The organism is Antarcticirhabdus aurantiaca, from assembly GCF_009765365.1.
Taxonomy (GTDB): domain Bacteria; phylum Pseudomonadota; class Alphaproteobacteria; order Rhizobiales; family Rhizobiaceae; genus Antarcticirhabdus; species Antarcticirhabdus aurantiaca.
Genome location: NZ_VTOM01000017.1, coordinates 108305 through 128396, shown reverse-complemented (window position 1 = coordinate 128396; position 20092 = coordinate 108305). Strand labels below are relative to the sequence as shown.

The window sequence follows — 20092 nt, the reverse complement described above, 5'->3', positions numbered from 1 at the left end:
CGTCTGCACGCTTGTTACGGTGGCAATCCTGCTGGCGTTCTGGAACGCGGGACAGGCCATGAACCTGATGCCGCCGGTGCCGGGCCAGCGCGTCGAACCTCCGTCCATCCTGGCAACTGCCGTTTGGCTCGTCCTGACTGTCGCGGGCAGCAGCGCGGCTGGCAGCTTCGTCGCGGCTCGCTTGGCCGGCAAATCCGCAATGGCGCCAGTAACGGGGTCGGCCATGACCACAGCCCACGCGGCTATAATGGTCGCGATCGCCGCCGTGCTGGCCACTGGATTGATAGCGACGCAGCGCGATCCCCGCCCGGTCGATCATTCCGCCTCCCAGCTCGACCTTGCGGCATACCAGGCGGATCGCCTGCTTCGCGGAGAGATCCGGGGCGATGCTGATCGGCCTGCATGGGCTGAGCCCGCGAGGCTCGCGCCACCCGCGGTCCGCGAAGAGGTGGCCCGTATCTTGAGACTCGCTCAGCGGGAGGGCAGCTTTGGCGACGGTGTCGACACGGATCGGTTCTATCTCTCCTCCCTCGTGCAACGCTATGCCGGCGTCGGCGAGGTATCGGCGCTCAACCGCATGGACGTGGCGATGAAGGAGCTTTGGCGGGAGCAGAACGACGCGTTGCGGATCGAGGTGCGGGTCGAGGAAGCTACGCGGTGGTCTCGGATCTGTCTGGCGGCCGCGATCCTGCTGGCTTTTCCGATCGCGCGTCAGGCCGCCGCGCGCGGTGCTCGATCCATTTGACGAGGTGATGATGCAGCGCTCAGCTGCCCGCCTCCTGTGGAGCTAATGCAACCACATGCCGGACAGCCTCCGCCGCAACGTTCTCGGCCTGATCCGGCACGGCGAGAAGCAGCACACCGAAATCAGCCTCTATAGCTACTCACAAGCCACCCAGATTGTAAAGCAGCCGATCGAGAAGCGCTGATAGTGTAAAGCACTGAGCGGGCCAGCGAAGCGATCCGCCGGGCCGTCATCTGCGCCGGAGCGCTGGCCCGCTTGATCTATCCTTGCCGTGGGCCGTTTATTTCGATCGGCCTGGCTTGACGGGCGAGCCCGGAAGGTCGATCGCTGTGATATCTACAGACATCGTGGATTGATGATCCGCGGCATCTGTTTTCCCGAGCACTCCAGAACGATCGGAACTTCCTTGAGTGACATCATCGACCAGCATCTCGACGCGGCGACCGACATCATCACCGCCTATGTCAGCAACAACCAGATCCCAGCGGCGGAGCTGCCTGCGCTGATCGCCAATGTGCGAGCCGTCCTGGCAGGGCAGGGCGTTGGCCAGACTGCCGCGGCGCCCGAGCCCGCCGAGCTGACGCCGGCCGTGCCGGTCAAGAAGTCGATCACGCCGGACTACCTGATCAGCCTTGAGGATGGGAAAAAGTACAAGTCGCTGCGGCGCCACCTGCAAGCCAGCTACGGCATGACGCCTGACGATTACCGCCGCAAGTGGGGCCTGCCGTCCGACTACCCGATGGTGGCGCCGAACTACGCCGCTGCCCGGTCGGCGCTTGCCAAGAGCCTGGGGCTCGGCCGCAAGCGCGCTGTCGAAGCGCCGATCGAGGCTGCGCCTGAGCCGATCGTCGAGGAAGCCCCGGCGGTTGCGCCGAAGGCCAAGCGCGGGCGGGCGAAGAAGGCGGCCTGATCAGCTCGTGGACAACGTAGATCGCGGTGACGATCTTGATGCGGCCCCTCAAACGTGCGCCAATCGCCGCGCGTAATGAAGGACCCCAATGCTGTCGATCGTTCTCACGGTGGCGCTTGCCGCTACCGCTCCGGCTGGCGCTCTCGATCAGCGCCATCCCAGCCCGGCTTCTGAGCGCGTCCTGCTCGATGACGGCTCGTTCCAGCTTGCGCGGCAGAACGTGAACAGCCGCGCCAGGAAGGCTCGTGAGAAATGCATTGCGAATGGCGGCACTGCCGAGACGTGCAAGTAAGGGCGTCCGCCCTCTAGGCCGGTCCCGGTTCGCGAAACCGGCCACCCGGGTAACCACCCGTTAAGCCTAACCAACCACCCTGCTCCTGATGCAACCCGCTGAGGAGTAATCCAATGGACACGATCAAGCGGTCTCCTGCGCTCGGTGTCCTGGCCGCGATGGTGGTCTTCATGGTGCCGGCTGTGCTGATCATGCTCGTCTGAGCGATCGGCAGCGAAGCGAAACAGAAGCTCAGCCAAGGGCAATATCTCATTGCCCCTGGTTGACCCCGCTCCATCCGGATCCGCTCGGCCGCTAGTTGGAGTGACGCGTCTTGCCCGGACGGACGCTGTCGATGGCGCGCCGGAGCACGTTCTTGAGCGGCCGCTTGCCCATATCGGGTCTGAGGCGACCGCCTAGCAGCTCCTCTGAAATCGCAGCCTTCTCCTCTGCGGTCAGCTGCCGGCCACGCATGCTGGTGGCCTCTGCCTCGAGCTCATCAATTGAATGCACTGACATGTTAGATCCTTCAAACAGGTCGAGCGCGTGAAAGCTGGCAGGGCAGCATGGCGTTCCGGGAAGTTCTGCACCCGCCTACAGGGCCGTGCTGAGCGCCGTCGGCGGATGAACGCGCGCTTCATCCGCGGTTCAGATCACAACGCCTATTCAAGCCGCATCTCATCTCGAGAAGCGGCTGGTCGGTCCCGTCCCTTCCTGATCAGTTGCCTGTGGCTGGGCGCCCGTTCGCGGGCGTCCAGCTATCTTTCCCCGTCGGACCGGCCGTGCTCATCATCTCGGAGCACCACGAGCCGCAGACCGCGATGTCTCGCAAGCCCTTCCCTTGCGCAAGCTGACGCCAGCGCGAACCTGGCACCTGTGCTGATCACCGGTGAAGTGGGGAGACCTTCGCGATGAGGCGCGCGAGCTGGCTCTGGCGGTTGATGCCGAGGCGCGCGTAGACCTGCTTGAGCATGCTACGCGCTGTTTCGTCACTGACCTTGAACAGCTCCGCCGCCTCCTTCAGCGAGTGCCCAGCACCGACCGCAAGGGCGAAGCGCGCCTGCCCGCGCGTGAGGCCAAGAGCGACCAGCACCTGATCGAGCGATGGGTATCCCGACATATCCGGTTTCAGAACCAAGAGGACCACGGCCGGCTCAGCCAAACCGAGGCGCTGATCAGCAACTTGAACGCCGAGGAAGACAGCTCGCACCAACAGCGGCAGAGCGCTCCCGGGTCTTGGAAGAGCGAGCACCTCAGGGGGCGACGCTTGCGTCGGGCTCGCCAACGCCTGTGTGATGTAGCAATCGAGCCGCGTCTGGAGAGCAGGCTGTCCTGACACGAGGCGCCCGCGGCGGATCATCAGGCCATCGGCCTCAAGGCCGTACAGCAAGCTGTTGCTGCGCAGGAGCTTACCGCCCTTGCTGACGACTGCCACGGCGCAGTCGAAGCGTGCCAGCTGATCGACGAGGCTCCTGTTGAGCGTTTCGGCAGCATTGAGACGGAAGCTAAGGGTGGCGGCACGTGCCAGGTGCCGCCCGAGCGCGGCGAAGCGCTCTCGCTCCTGCTGTGGCACGAACTCGGAATGCCTGGTGCGCGAGGCTCCCAGCCCGAGCTGCATGCCCTCATAGGGCCGCAGGATCAGGGACAAGGTGCTCGACATGCCCAGTGAGCGACGGAAGTCCTGATAGAAGGGGTCGCGAGCTCGAACGTCGGCAGCGATGTAGTCGGTGTCGACATAGAAGCCGGCGCCGGGTCGATGGCGCAGCATGTACGCGAGCCATGGGTCGCGCCCGACCCACTCCGATGCGTAGGCTGAGGCAGCATGGGCGATGCTGGGCGAGTACGCCACGAGGGGCTCGCCGCCACCCATCTGAACGACGTTGACGCCGACGCAGTCAAAGGCGGTCGCCATGTCCTGCAGCAAGTCCGGCCAGCCACCTGCATCGAAGGCAGTGTCGTAGCAACGCTCGATCAGCGTTGAGAATGCAGCCTCTTCCATGCGGCCCTCGGGCAACTCCGTCAGCTTCGCAAGCCGACTGTGCGAAACCTACGTTGTGGGGCATCTGACGTCTATCCAACGTCGTAGCCGATCGCAGCTTTGCGCTTCATGGACCAGACGGGCGACGTAGGCCGCGCCTTCAACGATCTGCCCGGCCCGATGATCGATGTCGTCCGGCGCATGATGCTGCGCGGCTGGGCGGAGTGGCACGGCAAGGAAGACTGGCCTAAGCGAGCGCGTCTGACGCCTGCCGGACGCGACGTGCTGGCGGCGATTAGACAAATGTCCGTAGCCGACCTCTCCTACGAGAAACGCCCTGTTCTCGGCTATGGCGTAAGCGCAAGAGCGCGCAAGGGTCATTCGAAGGTAGACGATCAATCGCCGATGAACCTCCATGCAGCCCTGACGCTCCCGGAGGTCTCATGAGAACTGTGGCTGCCTGCACTTTGCTCTTCGTTGCGGGCGCAAGCCCGGCATGGTCCCAAACAGCGGAAGAGAACGTCGCCCTCTTCGTCAGCGGCATAAAGGACGGCTTTGTCAGCGAAGGCGGCGGGATGAAGTACACCGCCACGCGGACGAGCGCCTCGCCTGCGGTGTTCGAGACGGATCTGTCGGGCACGAAAGGTCAGATCACGGTGACGCAGATCGCGCCATGCATCTACACGATGGAGTTCGCAGCTGATGGCCGAGACAGCGACACTCTGACCCTCGACTACTCGCAGGTGTCGGCGCTTGAGGTCACCGAGGATCCAGACGGGGTTCTGCGCACGGTCAAGTTCAATGGCCTGCAGTGCTCGTCCAGCCAAGCCGGCGAGTGCGACCCGATGATCCTGGAGAGCAATGTGGCCTCCAAGGACGAGCTACTGACCGCCTATGCCCGCTTCAAGAACGAAATTTGCGAGGGGACATCTCCCTAGCCGCTATGCTGTGAGCTCTCTGGTCGGCGGCGGGGCGATCGACCCAACATCGTCCTGCTGCCGCGCGCTGTGTCCGCTGGCTGCTCGAACTCATCTGTGTGCGACTTGGCGAGACGGCCGACTTCAAGGTGGAGGCACCTGACCGTGACAGGCGCATGGCGATCTCGTCGGATCAGGCGCAGCGGGCGGCCAACGCGCATCTGGCGCAGCGAAAGGCAGGATACTGAGGCCGGATGGTCGAGCGGCTGGTCCTGCTCCCGCATCGGGAGGGCTAAAACGGAAAAGCCCGCTTCCCCGTGCGAAGGAAGCGGGCTGCTTGCGGGTGGCGAATTCCCAAAAGGGCACCCGCAGTGACAAGCTGCTATGGCGCACTTGCCTGAACCTGACTGACGACAAAACCCCGCCGCATCGGGGATGATGCGACGGGGCCAAATCTGCTTGGACCCAGATCAGGCGCGCGAGAGCACGCCAGAAGCGCTGTTGCCGCGGAAGCGATAAGCGAGGCCGAGCTGCTTACCTTGCGGGGTCAGCGTGACCGTGCCGCCACCGGAACCAACGGTCAGCACCAGTGACCCACCGGACAAGCGAGCCGAGCGCACGGGAACCCTGTCGCCGTTGTAGCTGTAGCTCGGATTGCCAGAAGCAGGCACCGAGACGGTGATCGGATCGCCGCTCGTCAGGCTGCCGGACCAGTTGCCAACGAATGCCGAGCGATCCTCGCTTGCTGCAGCTGGAGCGGAAGCCGCGTCAGAGCCGCTCGACCCCGTTGATGTGCAACCTGCCAAAGCGAGCAGAAGAACTGCTCCCAAAGCTATATGTCTCATCCGATCCCCCTCATTTCTCACAGCGTAGAGCGCGACTCATATCGAACTACACCTGAACGGTAGGTGATCACCCTACGGCAGATCAAGCAGACATGACGTCAAAGCCTCCCATCGGAGATTTTGCTGGGCGAGCGTGGTGCTGATGCGACCCGACATGCGTCCGATCGACGGCCACATCCGTATCTGACGCGAATGGAGGGCGCCTTGATGGTAGAAAGCCTCGACCAGAGCATGGTCGTTCATGAGGGTATAGAAGCCTATCGGCAGGATCTTCAGCGAAGTGACAATCCCTATCCACGAGAGGCCACGGAGCATCGATGGTGGTGCTGCGGTTGGAACGCGGAGTTAGATCGTGACGAAGCTGCGGATGAGCCGCGGCGACGGGCTATAGGGTCAACGATCATAAGCGGATTGTGACGGCCGGCCCGAAATGACGAAGCCCGCCACTTCCGCGGAAGGAGTGACGGGCCTCGCGGCGGGGCATGAGGTTCGGGCCGTCATGACCCGCGCCAGCAGCTTAGGTGGCGGTTAGGCACGTGTCACGGAGAGCTAACGGTTGCCAACCAAGCAGCCGACATCATCCCCACCACGAACAGCACCGCCACGGCTATGCGCGGATGACCTCCCCTTGACTGAGTATGATTTCTATCAACTCACCGCCGCCCGGATGACGCCTCCTTGGCCTCCAACGCCTCAACCAGCGCCTCCATGCGGCTGGCAAGGTCCGTCGTCTCGATGGCCTTGCGCTGCGCCTCGATGATCGACACCAGATGCTGGCCCTCGGCGGGGGCGATCTCCCCTGCCGCAACAGCCTTGATCACTGCGCCGATCGCCTCCTTCACTCCCGCGGGCGTCGAGGTGTCCGGCAGATCCAGCACCACCTTCGATGCGGCCGGCGCTATGCGCGGGTGCATGTACGGCGCCGCCGCGTTGGCGGCCCATGCCCTATCCTTGGCGTCCGCGTTCTCGTCGCGGTAGAGGTCGACCAGATACTCGACAGGGGACTTGCCGGTCTCCATCAGGCTCGCCACCAAGTCGGATGTGCGCCGTGTGGCAGCTCCCGGCTTTCGGCCCGCCCCGGCCCTCGCGCCTCCATGCTGTGACATCGGATGATCCTCTATTCAGTCAGTATGGCCAGAGCTGCGCCCGCGGCACGATGCTGGAAGGCGTCTGCCCGGCCGGCGTGACGACCACGCGCATGATCTCCACGTCATCAGCATCGGGCATGAAGCCGAGGGCGGCATAAGCAGCGGCACGGTCGGGCTCTTCGTGGCCCCGCCGCACGATGCACTCGAACACGCGCCCACGAGGGCGCTGGACGGCGGTGAAGCGCCTTTCCAGCTTCGCCAACTGGCTCGCGAGGGCAGCCATCAGAACCGGCTCGCAAGAGGTGTGACGCCGAGGAGGTGCATAGGGCCGCAAGGCTGGTCGCTGCCGTCACGGTTCTCATAGATCGTGCGGAAATGAACGACTTGGTCCGCCTTTGTCCTGGCCATGCCCTGGGCGCTGAGAAAGGCAACCATGGCGTCGTCGCCGGGCTCGCCGTCCTGAAGCACGATCAGCCGGCCCTCGCGGCTCTCGGCCTCCACTCGCTTTTCGATCTGCCGCAGGCGGGTACGAAGTGTGCTCATCGTGTCTACTCCTCAGTTGCGGGTGCTGAACGTGCCGATGAAGGCCTCGCCAGCGATGCCGGTCGAGGTCTCAAGGGCTGCGACGGCGCGCGCCATCATAGCCGCAGCCTGCGAGACGTTGGCTTTCGGGCCGCCGGTCGGCTCCTCGTCGTCGGGCATCTGCGCGATGGCGTGCGGCAGGAGCACCGACGCCCACGAGACGAGCGCCAGCGCGTCGGCAGGCGACAGGCTCGGCGCTTGCAACATGCCGAACACGAAGGCTCGGCAGATGTCGGGATCGAAGGTGCCGCCATACGGCGCTTCAACGTAACGGCCCAGCTCACGGCCGACATCGGCGGCGGTGGGAACGAAGGGAGCGGAAGCGTTGGTCATGTTGACTGCCTTTCACAACAAATCCTGAGGTCGGGTCGACACGGGCAGGCGGAACGACGAAAGTCCGAGACGTTGATCCCTGCGCCGGCCGATCCTGAGCCTATGACCTCGCAAACTCTCTTCTGGACCATCCTCGCCGCCGTCCTCGGCGCCAACCTCCTGACGGTCACGTTCGTTTGGTGCTGCGTCCAGGTCAGCCGACGCGAGCAGGCGAAGGAGCACCTAAGCGTCTACCTGTGGGGCTTCCTTGGCGTTTTCGGCTTCCTTGGTGTCTCGTTCTACATCGCCATGGGCGGCACCTAGCGCCTCACCGCATCCATCGCCCGATCGGCCCCAATGCTTGCTGCCCGAGCACCCAAGGCGCGGACCAGCGCGTCCCGCTGCATGAGTTCCTGAACCGACTGCACGACCTCAGGCGGTCCTTCACCCATCAGCGCCCGGGCGACGATCTCCCGCGAGGTCAGGCCGCCCGACCGAATGGTTTCGCTCATGCGCTGGACGTTGGCCGGGGTGGCGCGATCGGCGAACCGCTTCGCCACCGCACCCGCGACCATCGCCGGCACGCCGAAGCCGGGTTGGGCGAGGCTGCCGCCGACCCCGAGCGCGAGCATCAAGCCGTTGCCCTCTGGCGAGAGCTTGCCGACCAGGCGCGCGGCGTTCTGGGTCTTCGTGCCGCGGACGACGCGCTCGCCGGCCGCCCGCTCGGCATCGGTGAGGCCACGAGATGTTGCGGGACGCTCTAGGATGCCGCGCACGTTCTGCCGGACGGCGTTGTCGACGTTGCCGCCCGTGCCCGTGGAGGCCGCCCGGCGCTCGCCCTTCGTCACCGCCTCGTCCAGCGTCTCCGACTTCCGCAGGCGGCTCCAGTAGTCCCGGGCGTCCCGCAGAGCGACGGTCCCGCGCGCGACATCGCCCATCACCACGTCGTCTGCGCTGGTCCTATCCACCATGTCGTCGATGCGGCCGATGATGCGGGTCGCCAGCGCCCGCTCCGATCGGTCGATGCTCGATCCGGCGGCGCTCGCCATGCGGCGGAGCACGTCGACACCCTTCAGCGTGACGTTGCCCTGGCCGAGACGGTCGACCTCGTCGAGGACGGTCGCGATCCGGGGCTGGAGGCTCGGGTGGTATCCCGCCTCAACGAGGTCGCGCTGTACGTTCAGGCCGAGCCGCATCATGGCGTCGGGCCGGTAGACGATCCCTGCCTCGTCGGCGACCTGATAGGCGCGGTCGGCGGCCTCGCGCAGCGCCTCGTTGTTCGGGATGCTGGCGCGGGCGATCCTGTTGCCGATGGCGTTGGTCACGCCTCGCACGGCGCCGCCCACGGCCGCGCCGGAGATAGCTCCGACACCAGCATTGACCGCCCGGTTGGCGGCGCTTCCCTCGCCCGAACCATACCCGTAAAGCGCACCCTGGCCCATTCCCTGCGCCGCAGCGCCCGTCACGGAACGCGCAGCCATGCCCGGCATGAGAACGGCGCCGCCGATCTGGCCGGCAAGGCGTGCGGCACCACCCTCAGCGTCGCGCTGGCGCTCGGCGACCAGGTTCCGCTCGTAGGTGCCGTTCCCAACCGCCGCGCCCGCGCCGGCCGCGATCTCGTCGGCGAAACCGAAGCTAGCGAGATCCGCCGCGCCGCGCACGAAGTCGTCGGCGACGCGTCCCGTGCGAGCGGCGGCGCCGGGCACCCGTTCGAGCAAGCCGGGCCGTTGGCGCTCCAGGACGAGATCCCACTGCGCCGTGTCGATCATGCGGCCGGTGGCAGGATCGTACTCCATGCCCGGCGGCGGGGTCGGCTGCTGGTAGCCGGACGGAGCCGCGGTGGATGCCGCAGGAGCGGCGAAGAGGTCGCGGGGAGCGCGGGGCGCCGCCTTGGGCGCCAGGAGATCACGGGGCATCGGTCAGCCTCTTCAGCACTTCGTCCCGGGTCAGCCCGTGGACCTGCATGGTGTGTTGGATGTCCTCCTCCGTCACATCGTCCGGAAGCGAGATGGCCGCAGGCGTGGCGGCAGCGGCGGCAGGGGCGTCCCCGGCCGGCGGCGCAGCCTCCTCCCGCAGCGCCAGTTCCTGCGCCACCATGGCGGCCGGCGGCATGCCCGCCTCGATGGCTCTCAAGGCGCGCTGACGAGCCTCCTGCTTCTGCTTCTGAAGCTCGGGACCGTCTCCAGGCTGCGGCAGATAGGTGCGCCCGTAGAGCATCTGTTCCTGCTCTGTGATGGCGGCGCCCGTGTCCTTGCGAAGGATCGCCTGCAAGAACTCGTCGCCGGCCTGTTGGGCGAGCTGGAAGTCCGTGCTCTGGAGGTATTCACGCCCGAGCCCGAGAGGCGCCCACTCCGCTGCCCGATCGACGCGATCGGTGAGCGCGGCGGCATGCTTGTCCAGGATCGGTAGCGCGCCCTTGGCTCGGGTGGAGAACACCGTGTCCTTGGACTGACCCTCCGTCAGGGCTGCGCCCCCGGTGACGACGCGCGTTCCGTCCGGCAGGGTGATGACACCGCCTTCGCCGCCCTTCGGCGCGCTACCGAGCTTTTGGAACTGGCGCGTGACAGGGTCGAAGAAGCCGTAGTCCCCGTTCGGAAGCTCCTGCCACTCGGCTTCACCAGGCTTGGGCGCGTCGGCTACCTTGGAGATCCCGCCGTCCGAGGACTGCTGGTAGACACCTGGAGGCAGGCCGAGCTGCTGCGCCTCGTCGTGGCCGAGCGTCTGGAAGGTCTCCTGCGGCTTCTGAGGGTCGGAGTAGTCGGCGATGACGCGACCCGTGGCGGGGTCCACCAAGCGGTCGTTGATCTGGATCGGCTTCTGCTGCCCCTGATACATGACCTGAGGCGCACCACCGCGAGGATCGAAGCGGAGCACCGAACCGTCCGGCGCTGTGTGGTAGTCGTACTGGACGGGCTTGCTGGCCTCCTGAAGGATGCGCGCGGCAAGCTCCCGCTGCTCAGGCCGTGCTGCCGGGTTCGACAGCACCCGCGTGGCGGCGGCGATGCGCGGATCCTGCTGGGGCTGGCTCTGGCGCTGCTGAGCCTCGGAGTATGCCTGCGCCACCTGCTGCACGGCCGGCGAGGCGTTGCTCCTCGCGTCCGTCATGGTGCCGCCGTTCGCGAGCACGGCTTCCGCGACCCGCTGGCGGCCGGTGGCAGCGTCGGGCGACACCTCACGCAGGCCCGCCCACGGATCGGCAGGGGCGAGTGCGCTGCGGTCGGCTGCGGTCGGGATCGGCGGCAGGTCGTACTGCTGCGCGTCGACAGGGGTCGCGGCGACCGTGCGAACGGGCGTCGGGCCACGCGCCTGAACCGGGTTCGGCACATCCACGATGCCGGTGCCGAGTTCGATGCCGTGCCGTGCGGGCTGAGGCGCGTAGGCCATGGCGCCGTATCCCGCCTCAAGGGCGTCTACTTGTGCCGTGGCACGCTCCAGGGCCTCGCGTGAAGACCGAGCCGCCGGCATGGTCGTGCTCTCCGTCATCTGACCCGTCGAGACGGAGGCGTTCGCCCGTGGGTTCGTCTGCGCCATGCCGGCAGAGGGGTCGAGGCTGGCGACCTGAACGGGGGCCGAGGCAGAACTATGGGCACCCTGAGTTTTGCCCCCACGGGCACCGGCAAGCTCGACGTGCCATGGCTCGTAATCCATCGGGAACGATAGGCCGAACCGAGCGGCGTTCTCATGCACCCACTGGCGCGCTGCGGGGCTCGCCTTGTCGAGGCGCTGCCCGCCTGCGTAGAGGTCCGCAGCGTTGCCATGGTTGTGCTGCGAATGGCCAGGACGGGCGACGGTGCGCCCCGTCTTGTCGGAAGCGTCCCATAGCTCCTGCTGGCGCTCCACCGAGCGGTAGCCGGAGCCGATCTGAAGACCGAGTTCCGGCGGGGCGTTCTGGACGAGCGCCTGAAGGCCGCCGCGGAACTCGGGCGTCATGCCGGAGAAGCTGTCCTCGCGCGTCGCTCCGGCCGTGGCGTAGGGGCTCCAATCGAAATTACCCGCCGCCGGAGCCGTCGCGCCCATGCCCGCAGACGGGTCGAGGCTCGCGACCTGCGCGCCCTGCCGATCGCCGCCGCCCTGGAAGGACGAGAGGTAGCCGCGAGCAAGGCCGAGGCGCCGATCGGCTTCACCCCCGGGGCGATCGTACCCGGCGAACTTCCAAGCGCCATTGATGGCACTCTGCGCTTCCTCGACACTCTTGGCCGAGTTCAGCCGCTCGACGAGCGCCGGGTCCTCCTGGAGGAAGAACCGCGCCTGTGTCTGCGGGCTTGGACGGTTCGGGTCGTCGCCGTTGTCGCCAGCGAACTTGCGCAGCGCGTCGAGGCGTTCAGCTCGCCAGGACATGACGCCGCCCGCGGTGCCGGCCTGCCCGCTCTCGCTCGGGTCAGACCACGAGCCGAAGGCGTTCTTGGGGTCGTAGCCGCTCTCGGCGCGGCCCGTCGCGGCGACTGCGGCGAGGCCATAGGGGTTCTTCAGCGTCGTTCCGACCTCGCCGAGGAAGCTCGTCTCGATGTCGCCAGTCGGCACAATCGGGGCCGAGCTGGTCGAGGTGGAACCGGCTGGCGTCGAGGATGCCGACGTGCCGTAGCTCGACGCGGCTGGGGTGTATGCGGAAGCGGTCGCGAGATCGTTCCAGAGGCCCGCCTGGACCCCGGCGGCCTTTTCCTCCTCCTGGCGGAGCATGCGCCCCTCGATGCCGTTGAGGATGCCTTGCCCTAGAGCGTTCAGGCCCTCGCCGACGGTCTGCGGCGCTTGGCCGGACTGGCGAGCGATCAGCGCGTCCAGCACGTCGCGGCGGCGTTTGAGGTCCGCGTGGGACAGGCCCGTGTTGCCGCCGAAGATGAAGCCGGGCGCTCCGGCAGTGGCGGCCATCAGGCAGCCCTCGCACCGCTGGCCGCGCCGATGCCGACCATGTCGAGATCGCCGCGATGAAAGATGCCGGGGAACTCGGCGCCCGAGCGCTTCAGCTTCTCGGCGGCAGCGGTGATGACGAACTCGTTAGGGGTGATGCCGGCGCGGTTGGCCTGATCGAAGAGCGCGTCGCGGAACTCACGCGTGACGCGGGCGCCGTTCAGGAAGAGCTGAGCTGAAGCCATGAATGCCTCCGTTGATGGAGGCAGTGGAGCACGCGCGCACGAGGATGGGGATTAGGCGCGGATGGGCATGGCTGGGCACCCATTGGCGCTTGCCGCTCCCTTACAGGCCGGAGACATACGCTGATGGTTGTTGCCGCGAGTTGGTATGATATGCCGCGGTCGATTAGAGAAGCTGGAGCAGTCGTCCTTCATGAGCAGAGTGTCGCAAAATGCCTCCGGTCAGACGAGCGAGGTTACAGCCGATCGACCGCGGACCAAGCTTGAGGAAGACCAGCTAGGTTATCGCGATTTCGCTGAAGCTATCGCCGCCGGCCTCGCCTCCCGCGCCGGAGAAGATGGTCTGGTGATTGCAGTCCATGGAAAATGGGGCAGCGGCAAGACATCAGCAGTCAACATGGTAGTTGACGCACTTACAAGACGCGAAGCCAAATTCGACGAGAACGATCGAACGATCATTGTGCGCTTCAATCCTTGGTGGTTCTCGGAGCAAAAGGATTTGACGCGGGCATTCTTTAGCGAAGTGAACGCCACAATTGGAAAGAAATTGTCGGCGGGCGTTCGCGATGGCTTGCGACTGATCGCAAAGAAGGTAACTGGGGCAACTGATATTCTCTCAGCGGCGCTTTCGTGGACGCCTGCTGGCGCACTGGCTCAACCAATTGCCGAAGCGATCAAAGCGGCAGGCGAAGAAATTCCGGATGAGCGCAGCCTTGAGGAAGTCCGGAATGATCTCGCTGAGGCGCTACGCTGTGAAACGCGCAACATCGTTGTTATCATCGATGATGTCGACCGCCTCGTAGCCGATGAGGTTCGTCAAATTTTCCGACTAGTTAAGTCAGTCGCAGATTTGCCGCGTGTCACCTACCTGCTCGTTTTCGACCGTGAAATAGCAATCCGTGCCTTAGAACGTCCGTCAGATCCTAATGCCCCCGAGTGGCTTGAAAAGATCGTACAGGCGTCTTTCGACTTGCCGCCTGTCGCGCAGACGGATCTGAATAGGTTATTTACCCAGCGCTTGAGCGCGATTGTTGATGATCAGCCGAATGTAGATTTCGTGCGTTGGGGCAACATCTTCCATGGCGTGATTGCACCATACCTCCGCACCCCTCGGGACGTAGGAAGGCTTGCAAATGCGATCGCTATGGCGTGGCCGGCTGTAAGCGGCGAGGTCGACGTTGCCGATTTTGTTGCGATCGAGACCTTGCGCCTATTCGAGCCAGGGCTCTACACCTTCATACGCGACCGTCCGGATGATCTGACTGGAGTAGAGCATCAGTATGGCCGTCGTGAGAGCCGTGATGCCTTCGGACAGGAGCTTCTCTCGCTGGTTCATGAGAGCCGCCATAGCCGTCTCAAGCGAGCGTTGCCTTATATTTTCCCGCGCCTCGATGCCATTTTTGCAAATACATGGCATGGGGAAGACTGGCAGAAGGCCGAGCGCGAGCGACGGGTCTCATCTAGAAACCGGTTTCAGGTATACTTCAATCTGGGGTTGGGAGATGGCGTGATTTCGGTACAAGAGATTGACGAGCTGAAGGCGAGCTTCGACAATCCGGAGGGCACTCGTAAAGTGGTGCAACGATACGTTGACCACCTCCGTCGTGCCGGCGGCACTAGAGGAAGCGTGCTCCTCAACACATTGATCGCTCAAGCGGACGATGTTCCTCTAAACGAGGCCGAAAAGACGGCTCGCGCACTACTCGCTGCGGCTGATCTGTTTTTCAATCCAATTGATGGGTCGCGGACACCCGAGGATCTCCCAGTGCGATGGGCCGTTGGGTTCGCTATTAGCCCCATACTCGCGAAGCTATCACCACAAGTCCACGCATCATTGCTTGCTGAGGCAATCGAAGGGCCGTCGCTCGTATTCGCCACCTACATTGTGAGCCGGATGAGCGACGAGCATGGGCGCATTGGCACCAAAGAAGCGCAGACAGAACGCGAACCAAGCTTGTCACTAGATGCGGTAATCGAGCTGGAGCGGAAACTAGTTTCACGCATTGAACGGGAAGCGTTTGAGGGCACTCTAATGCGCTTTCCCGACGCGTTTCCTATGATCTGGGCATGGTCGAACTTCGGTGGGGGTAATTCAGTCAAAGACTGGATCGCGGGCAACCTTGATGAGTCCGGCTTCGGCGCTTGGCTGATGAAGAACTTTGCCGGCGAAGGCACATCTCATTCGTCCGGCGACATGGTTAGACGGCGTTTATTCACCGTTGACCGCGATAACGTTTCAAAGCTAGCCGACATCGATAAATTGAAGGCCATGGCGGAGCAGATGGTGGAGGCCGGCAGCGACGGTGATGCTATCGCCGAGCACTTTCTGTCTGGATTGAATAGTCGCTTTTAGAGGTTGCGGCGGCACGTGGTCTCATCAAGTGATATGCGCTCCGATGATTTGGAGGTAACGTTGTACGGCCGGATGGTCACGTCTCCCTTCGCGCAGAAGCATCAACGCTTCGACATCGGCGTGCTGGATCATCATCAGCGCCGGCAGCGATACGATGATCGGTGCGCGTGGGCTCGACTGCCGACCGATGCCGTGGGCGCGATAGAGGCGGCGGATCGTGTCGACCGACAGCTTGAACCGGCGTGCCGCCGCCTTCAGAGTTGCCCCTTCCTCCGGGGGCACGAGAAGTCGAGGATGCGAACTCATCAGCGTCCCCTCGTGAACACGGTCTCGTCGCCGCGCGGCACGACCCAGCCCTTGCACTTGGCGTAGGCGAGCCGCGACCCTTCCGGCGTGCCAGCGCCGGCCGCTGCGATCAGCGCGTCCAGGTGCCGATCGTATTCGGCCGGCGGCAGCTCGACGGCCGGCGAGCGAACAGTGATGCCGGGCGTGGGCGGCCGACCGACCGCCAGCCGCTCCGCCTCCATGCGAGGAAGCCCGGCATCGTATTCGAGAGTTGCGGCGCGCTCCTCGGCCTCCATCGCGAGGTCGTCGTGAGCTTCAGAGAAAATTGCAGAAACGCTAGGATCGGGAGCCCCCAAAACCCCCAAAAATGGCGCGTTGGGGTTTTTGGGGGTTTTGTCGGTGCCCTGTAGGGCCGTTTCCGTGTTTTTTTCTGCGTATCGCAGCTTCGCCAGCCACCGCCCCATGGATCAGCCCTCCACCTTGAGCGCTGGGTTCCAGGTGTAGGAGGTGGTCGGTCGACCCCGGACGTTCGTGTCCGCCTTGGCCGCCACCTCGCGGCAATGGTGGGTGCCGATCAGGATCTCGATGGCGGAGGCAACTGCGTCTCGATCTGTGAGGCCGCTCCAGTCCTTCTTATGCACGTCGCGGGCTGTGAACGGATCAGGAAGCTGACCACGACGCTCGGCGATGAGGCGCGCCCCTTCCTCCACCATCGTCTGCCCGGCGGCGTAGAGCCGGCCGGCGTGGCTGCGGAGATAATCGGCCCAATCAAGCGCGCGGGCTGTGGCTTCCTGGCCGACACTCTGCGGCACGTCCTGGCTGTCGATCAGCTCGAAGATGAGGGCGAGGCTCGCCACCGTCTTCGGCATCTTCAGGATGTGGCTCTCCAGCGTCGAGGACAGCTTGCCGCCCCGCGCCTCGGCCTGGATCTCCTCCATCCACTCGCGGAACATGGTCTGCGCCTCGGGCGAGAAGCGCAGCACCAGCGGCTCACCATCCTCCTTTCGCTCCATGTCGTGGAGGCGGCGGAAGGCCGCTTCGAACATGCCGCGGTCCATGGCGTTCGGCCGGCGGTCGACCCACTTCCAGTCCGGGCGGTCGTCGGGCCAGACGGCCAGCTGAAGGCGCTGGATCAGCCCGTCATTGCTGGCGCCCGACACGGCACCGCGCACGATCGGCGCGATGCGGCTCGGCTGCACGCCGCCGATGATCGACATGGTGCAGTTCTCGATGTGCACCGTGCCGCGCTGAATACGATCGTAGGTGAAGGAGCCGTCGCCGTTGAAGCTCTCCAGATAGAAGGCGCGGTCGCTCTGGTGGTCCTCGCTCTCCAGCCGCGACAGGAAGCCGGGCAGCTCGTCGCGCACGAGGAGCAAGCCGTTGGGGTTCTCGTTCAACAGCTCGCCCAGCTTCTCCACGGTGGCGTCGTTGACGATCAGGCGTGGGCACGGAGGCAGTTCGGGGTCATCGCCTGTGGTATCCATGATGAGGCGTCGGGCCTCGTCGCGGTCGCCGCCCTTCAGCGCCTTGGCCGCCTGCTTCTTGGCCTCCTTAGCGTCGAGGTTGGCGAGCGCGCTGTCCGCGGCGATGTCGCGGCACTCTGCCTGCCACTCCTTCCGCAACTCGTCCTGGAGGCTGTAGAGCGGCGCCAGAGCCGACTGCATGGCCGGGCTCTTCATCGCCGACGGGCGGCCGACGATCGCGCCCCAGAGGTTCGGCACCACCGTCCAGTCGTCGTTCTGCTTGGGGCGGATGCGGACCTTATTGCCGACGATGGCAGCGAGGCCGCAAAGGGTGGCGACGGCAGCGAAGTCGGGCGCCGACTGCTGGCGCTCAGCAACGTCCATGACGTAGCCCTGGAGGGCACCCGGTAGGAGGTCGCCGGAGAAGGGCACGACGGGCGGCAGGTTCGTCGTGATCGGCATCGGAGCCGGCCACGAGGACGCGCAGGGTGCGCCTTCCAGGATCTGGCGCAGCATCTCCATGCTCACGCCGTCCGGCAAGGGATCGGCGAGGTCCCACTTCTCCGGCAGGCTCGTCGGCAGCTCGGCGATGCGGACTTCGCGAGCCCCGGCCGCTTCGCAGGCAGCGACGACTGCCTTCGCGTACTCGGTGCCCGGTACGTCGTTGTCGGGCCATACAGTGACGGAGCGGCCGGCGATCGGCGTCCAGTCAGCCTTATGAGCGACCTTCGATCCGCCGGGGCTCGTAACAACGACGTGCGAGGGGAAGAGCTTCACGGCGGCGTCTGCCGCCTTCTCGCCCTCTACCACGAGCACGGGAGCCTCAGGGTGCTCCGCGAGAGCATCGAGGTGGTAAAGGGGGCGCTTCTCGGGGAAGCCTTTCAGGCGCCATTCACGCCGGCTGTTGGGCCCTTCGCAGAAGGTGAGAGGCAACACCTGCTTGTCGGCAGGCATGCCGTTGGCCGGGCGGTCGAAGCGTACCACGCAGCCGAGAAGCCTGCCGCGCTCGTCGCGATAGCGCCAGCCGTTGGTGAAGCTGTAGCCGGCCGGCGCGAAGGCGCTGAGGACGCCCTTCGTCAGCTCTGGGGCGTCGCTCGGCACAGGCAGGATCGGCACCCACGGATTGACGCTGTCGGCGCCACCGCGGCTGGCGCTCTTCTCGTCGGCACGAAGGGGGGAGAAAGGATCGGCGGCGTTCATCGGGTGGTCTCCTCGATGCCCAGCATCTCGGCCAGACGGCGGGCGGCATCGGCTTGGGACAGATTGTGGAGGTAGGCGGCCAGGCTCACCGGATCTCCGCCGGCATCGCCGGTCGCGAAGTCCGACCAGCGGCCGGTGTTCAGGTTGATGCGGAAGGAGCCGGCCCGGCGGTCGGCTCGTGTCGGGTTGCGAGCCACCCACTCGTGGCCGAAGCGTCGGCCGTCCGGCAGCCACCGGCTGAGTAAGGCCGGCAGGGAGGACAAGGCGGCGTCGTTCACCGCATCGAAGTCGATACGGCCGAACATCAGCGCCCCCGTCCGGTAAGGCGGCGATAGATCGCGTCGAGCCAGGCGGCCTGCTTCTCGGTGGCCGATCGGCCGGCGCTCAGCCGCTCGATCATGGAGGTGATGAAGTCGGCTTCGTTCGCCCGCAGTCGGTGGATCAGGCTCTCGCAGAAGAGTGCATGGGCAAGATGCTGGAGCCGTGCGGGGTCGTGAGACCCCGCAGCGGATTTTGGGTAAGGGCGCGCCGGGGCGGCCGGCTTGAACGTCGGGTAGACCGGCACGGGCGGCGTCGTCACGGCGGCGGCGAGGACGTGATAGTCGAGACCGGCACCATTCAACGCGCGCCCGATCGCCCTCGCGGCAGCGACAACTTCTCCGTCCTTGTCGGACGACAGCATGGGGATGAGCTTCCCCAGCTTGGTGGCGATGGGTGCGAGCTGTTTCATCGGCTCGCCCTCGAATGAAGGCCGCCAAAGTGCGCCTCGGCGAGGACGCGCGCGACGTTTTCACTGACAGCAAATCGCGACGAGATGAACGTGGTTTGCTGGACAAATTCGGGGTGGTGGATTACTTCAGAGACGTTCCTGGACAGAACGACTTCCGAAGCCCGGTGGCGCCCCGCAGCGCCGCCGGCTTCACTGTGCATGGGCATGGTGCTTACGCGGCCTCCGCGCTGCCGAGGACGGGGAGGGCGGCAAGCCACTCCTGCGCGTCGGTCATGAGGACCACGGTCTTGCGACCAATCTTGCGGACGGAGAGACGGCCGGCCGATACCTCACGGTAGAATTTCGCACGGCCGATCGAAGCCCAGGCGCAGAACTCGTCTACGCTAAGGGCGCCTCGGTTGAAGGGGGTGGCGTTCATGATCTTCCTCTGTGTCTCGCCGTGTCTTGGCGACGCAGAGGAGGTTGGCCGAAACGATAGGTCCCGACTAAGGGACAGGATCGTCAGTTTTCTTGAGGCTGTCCCTTTTCCTTTCAGACGAACGGTAATCCGCCTGCTTCACCGCACTTGCCGTGATCGGCTCCCCTGCGGCTCTCTTCACCGCCATGACGAACGCGACGAACGGACCATAGGGCTCGCCGGCATCATCTGCATCCTGCAAAATCGTCGGCTCCTGGTCGAAGAACTTCTTAAATGCACTCCGAAGCCCACGAAAGAACTCGGCATCCTTCGTCGCAGCGTAGCGAGAGTTGCTTTTTGGGGGAGGCTTAATCGGCGGCATCAAAGCGTTTAGATGCGTATTGCTGCCTTCTATTCGATCTGCCTCATCAGTGGCGGCTTTGTTTATTCTCGGAAGAAGGCGGATGAACTCAGCCAAAGGATCGGCGTTCTCGTCTTCGTCAAGCTGGCGCATCAAGGCCGCTCTCAAGTGAGCGTCGCTTTCAAGCATTTCAGCTAGCCGGGATGAGAGCTTCGCAGTTCGTCGCAAGCTCTCGCATCGATCTTGCGTCGCCGTCTCGTTGCGTAGATCGTCGTGACGGTCGCGCAACGTGAATAGAATGGATAGGTAACGCCAAAGCGCCATCCGCTTTATCCTGGCGCGCCGAAAAGCTTCTCGACCGCCACCTTCGTCCAACTGCGGGAAATAATCGTTGGAAACGGTCCCTCCGGCCCCGCGAACAATTTCCAGTATTTGGCCCATAGCCTCGTAGCTGTACGGGAACTTCAAAACTGCACCGCCGACCGCCTGAGTGGCGACGCGGGGCAAGCATTCCGGCGGTGAAGGAATGCGACGGCTGGCCGGCCGGCCCCGCGCCATCTGAGTATAT

General features: G+C 65.0%; 25 protein-coding genes. 8 read left to right on the top strand and 17 right to left on the bottom strand.

Going from position 1 to position 20092, the window contains the following annotated elements:
* Positions 1–19: 19 nt before the first annotated feature.
* From FZN60_RS19540 to FZN60_RS19530, 4 genes are all read left to right on the top strand, one after another.
* The gene (locus FZN60_RS19540) at positions 20–745 is read left to right on the top strand and encodes a hypothetical protein (RefSeq protein ID WP_158875182.1); all 726 of its coding nucleotides are present in this window, start codon (positions 20–22) and stop codon (positions 743–745) included.
* A 55-nt stretch (positions 746–800) separates the two neighbouring features.
* The gene (locus FZN60_RS29195) at positions 801–929 is read left to right on the top strand and encodes a hypothetical protein (RefSeq protein ID WP_255476077.1); all 129 of its coding nucleotides are present in this window, start codon (positions 801–803) and stop codon (positions 927–929) included.
* Between the two features lie 222 nt (positions 930–1151).
* Positions 1152–1655 carry a Ros/MucR family transcriptional regulator gene (locus FZN60_RS19535; RefSeq protein WP_304505863.1) on the top strand — a complete coding sequence of 168 codons (504 nt, stop codon included), beginning with the start codon at positions 1152–1154 and terminating at the stop codon, positions 1653–1655.
* A gap of 88 nt (positions 1656–1743) precedes the next feature.
* Complete coding sequence (locus FZN60_RS19530; protein WP_158875180.1) at positions 1744–1947, top strand: hypothetical protein; 204 nt, start codon at positions 1744–1746, stop codon at positions 1945–1947.
* 294 nt (positions 1948–2241) lie between these two features.
* Here the strand turns inward: FZN60_RS19530 and FZN60_RS19525 are convergent, their stop codons facing one another.
* Positions 2242–2445 (bottom strand): hypothetical protein, encoded by a 204-nt coding sequence (locus FZN60_RS19525; protein ID WP_158875179.1) that lies wholly within the window; start codon positions 2443–2445, stop codon positions 2242–2244.
* A 364-nt stretch (positions 2446–2809) separates the two neighbouring features.
* Positions 2810–3925 carry a helix-turn-helix transcriptional regulator gene (locus FZN60_RS19520; protein ID WP_158875178.1) on the bottom strand — a complete coding sequence of 372 codons (1116 nt, stop codon included), beginning with the start codon at positions 3923–3925 and terminating at the stop codon, positions 2810–2812.
* A 108-nt stretch (positions 3926–4033) separates the two neighbouring features.
* On the opposite strand from FZN60_RS19520, the gene FZN60_RS19515 reads away from it, so the two are divergent.
* Positions 4034–4351, top strand: coding sequence for a hypothetical protein (locus FZN60_RS19515; protein ID WP_158875177.1), 318 nt, complete (start codon positions 4034–4036; stop codon positions 4349–4351).
* Positions 4348–4842 carry a hypothetical protein gene (locus FZN60_RS19510; protein ID WP_158875176.1) on the top strand — a complete coding sequence of 165 codons (495 nt, stop codon included), beginning with the start codon at positions 4348–4350 and terminating at the stop codon, positions 4840–4842. Before FZN60_RS19515 ends, FZN60_RS19510 begins: the two co-directional genes overlap by 4 nt.
* A gap of 449 nt (positions 4843–5291) precedes the next feature.
* Here FZN60_RS19510 and FZN60_RS19505 read toward each other — a convergent pair whose 3' ends face one another.
* The 5 genes from FZN60_RS19505 to FZN60_RS19485 form a co-directional block, all read right to left on the bottom strand.
* Entirely contained in the window at positions 5292–5651 is a 360-nt protein-coding gene (locus tag FZN60_RS19505; protein ID WP_210253427.1) for a hypothetical protein, read from the bottom strand.
* A 668-nt stretch (positions 5652–6319) separates the two neighbouring features.
* Complete coding sequence (locus tag FZN60_RS19500; protein WP_210253426.1) at positions 6320–6685, bottom strand: hypothetical protein; 366 nt, start codon at positions 6683–6685, stop codon at positions 6320–6322.
* Positions 6686–6791: 106 nt separating this feature from the next.
* Positions 6792–7037, bottom strand: coding sequence for a hypothetical protein (locus FZN60_RS19495; protein ID WP_158875173.1), 246 nt, complete (start codon positions 7035–7037; stop codon positions 6792–6794).
* Positions 7037–7297, bottom strand: a complete 261-nt coding sequence (locus FZN60_RS19490; RefSeq protein ID WP_158875172.1) for a hypothetical protein — start codon at positions 7295–7297, stop codon at positions 7037–7039. Before FZN60_RS19490 ends, FZN60_RS19495 begins: the two co-directional genes overlap by 1 nt.
* 12 nt (positions 7298–7309) lie before the next feature.
* The gene (locus FZN60_RS19485; protein WP_158875171.1) at positions 7310–7669 is read right to left on the bottom strand and encodes a hypothetical protein; all 360 of its coding nucleotides are present in this window, start codon (positions 7667–7669) and stop codon (positions 7310–7312) included.
* Positions 7670–7771: 102 nt separating this feature from the next.
* On the opposite strand from FZN60_RS19485, the gene FZN60_RS19480 reads away from it, so the two are divergent.
* The gene (locus FZN60_RS19480) at positions 7772–7972 is read left to right on the top strand and encodes a hypothetical protein (RefSeq protein ID WP_158875170.1); all 201 of its coding nucleotides are present in this window, start codon (positions 7772–7774) and stop codon (positions 7970–7972) included.
* On the opposite strand, the gene FZN60_RS19475 is transcribed toward FZN60_RS19480, so the two are convergent.
* From FZN60_RS19475 to FZN60_RS19465, 3 genes are read right to left on the bottom strand one after another with little or no spacing between them, the layout of a single operon-like run.
* Positions 7969–9564 (bottom strand): hypothetical protein, encoded by a 1596-nt coding sequence (locus FZN60_RS19475; RefSeq protein WP_158875169.1) that lies wholly within the window; start codon positions 9562–9564, stop codon positions 7969–7971. The two genes, FZN60_RS19480 and FZN60_RS19475, sit on opposite strands and share 4 nt — an antisense overlap.
* Positions 9554–12514 (bottom strand): D-alanyl-D-alanine carboxypeptidase family protein, encoded by a 2961-nt coding sequence (locus FZN60_RS19470; RefSeq protein ID WP_158875168.1) that lies wholly within the window; start codon positions 12512–12514, stop codon positions 9554–9556. Before FZN60_RS19470 ends, FZN60_RS19475 begins: the two co-directional genes overlap by 11 nt.
* On the bottom strand, positions 12514–12738 hold the full coding sequence (locus FZN60_RS19465; RefSeq protein WP_158875167.1) for a hypothetical protein: 225 nt from the start codon (positions 12736–12738) through the stop codon (positions 12514–12516). The genes FZN60_RS19470 and FZN60_RS19465 overlap by 1 nt, the downstream gene beginning before the upstream one ends.
* Positions 12739–12928: 190 nt before the next feature.
* On the opposite strand from FZN60_RS19465, the gene FZN60_RS19460 reads away from it, so the two are divergent.
* Complete coding sequence (locus tag FZN60_RS19460) at positions 12929–15088, top strand: KAP family P-loop NTPase fold protein (RefSeq protein WP_158875166.1); 2160 nt, start codon at positions 12929–12931, stop codon at positions 15086–15088.
* Between the two features lie 24 nt (positions 15089–15112).
* On the opposite strand, the gene FZN60_RS19455 is transcribed toward FZN60_RS19460, so the two are convergent.
* The 7 genes from FZN60_RS19455 to FZN60_RS19425 all read right to left on the bottom strand — a co-directional run bounded on the left by FZN60_RS19455 (position 15113) and on the right by FZN60_RS19425 (position 20082).
* On the bottom strand, positions 15113–15394 hold the full coding sequence (locus FZN60_RS19455; RefSeq protein ID WP_158875165.1) for a hypothetical protein: 282 nt from the start codon (positions 15392–15394) through the stop codon (positions 15113–15115).
* Complete coding sequence (locus FZN60_RS19450) at positions 15394–15837, bottom strand: hypothetical protein (RefSeq protein ID WP_158875164.1); 444 nt, start codon at positions 15835–15837, stop codon at positions 15394–15396. The genes FZN60_RS19455 and FZN60_RS19450 overlap by 1 nt, the downstream gene beginning before the upstream one ends.
* Positions 15838–15840: 3 nt before the next feature.
* On the bottom strand, positions 15841–17358 hold the full coding sequence (locus FZN60_RS19445) for a YfjI family protein (RefSeq protein ID WP_158875216.1): 1518 nt from the start codon (positions 17356–17358) through the stop codon (positions 15841–15843).
* A gap of 674 nt (positions 17359–18032) precedes the next feature.
* Complete coding sequence (locus FZN60_RS19440; protein WP_158875163.1) at positions 18033–18341, bottom strand: hypothetical protein; 309 nt, start codon at positions 18339–18341, stop codon at positions 18033–18035.
* On the bottom strand, positions 18341–18766 hold the full coding sequence (locus FZN60_RS19435; RefSeq protein ID WP_158875162.1) for a hypothetical protein: 426 nt from the start codon (positions 18764–18766) through the stop codon (positions 18341–18343). Before FZN60_RS19435 ends, FZN60_RS19440 begins: the two co-directional genes overlap by 1 nt.
* Before the next feature lie 211 nt (positions 18767–18977).
* Positions 18978–19184 (bottom strand): helix-turn-helix domain-containing protein, encoded by a 207-nt coding sequence (locus tag FZN60_RS19430; RefSeq protein ID WP_158875161.1) that lies wholly within the window; start codon positions 19182–19184, stop codon positions 18978–18980.
* A 67-nt stretch (positions 19185–19251) separates the two neighbouring features.
* A complete protein-coding gene (locus FZN60_RS19425) occupies positions 19252–20082 on the bottom strand; it encodes a hypothetical protein (RefSeq protein WP_210253425.1) in 831 nt (276 codons plus the stop codon).
* Between the last annotated feature and the right edge of the window lie 10 nt (positions 20083–20092).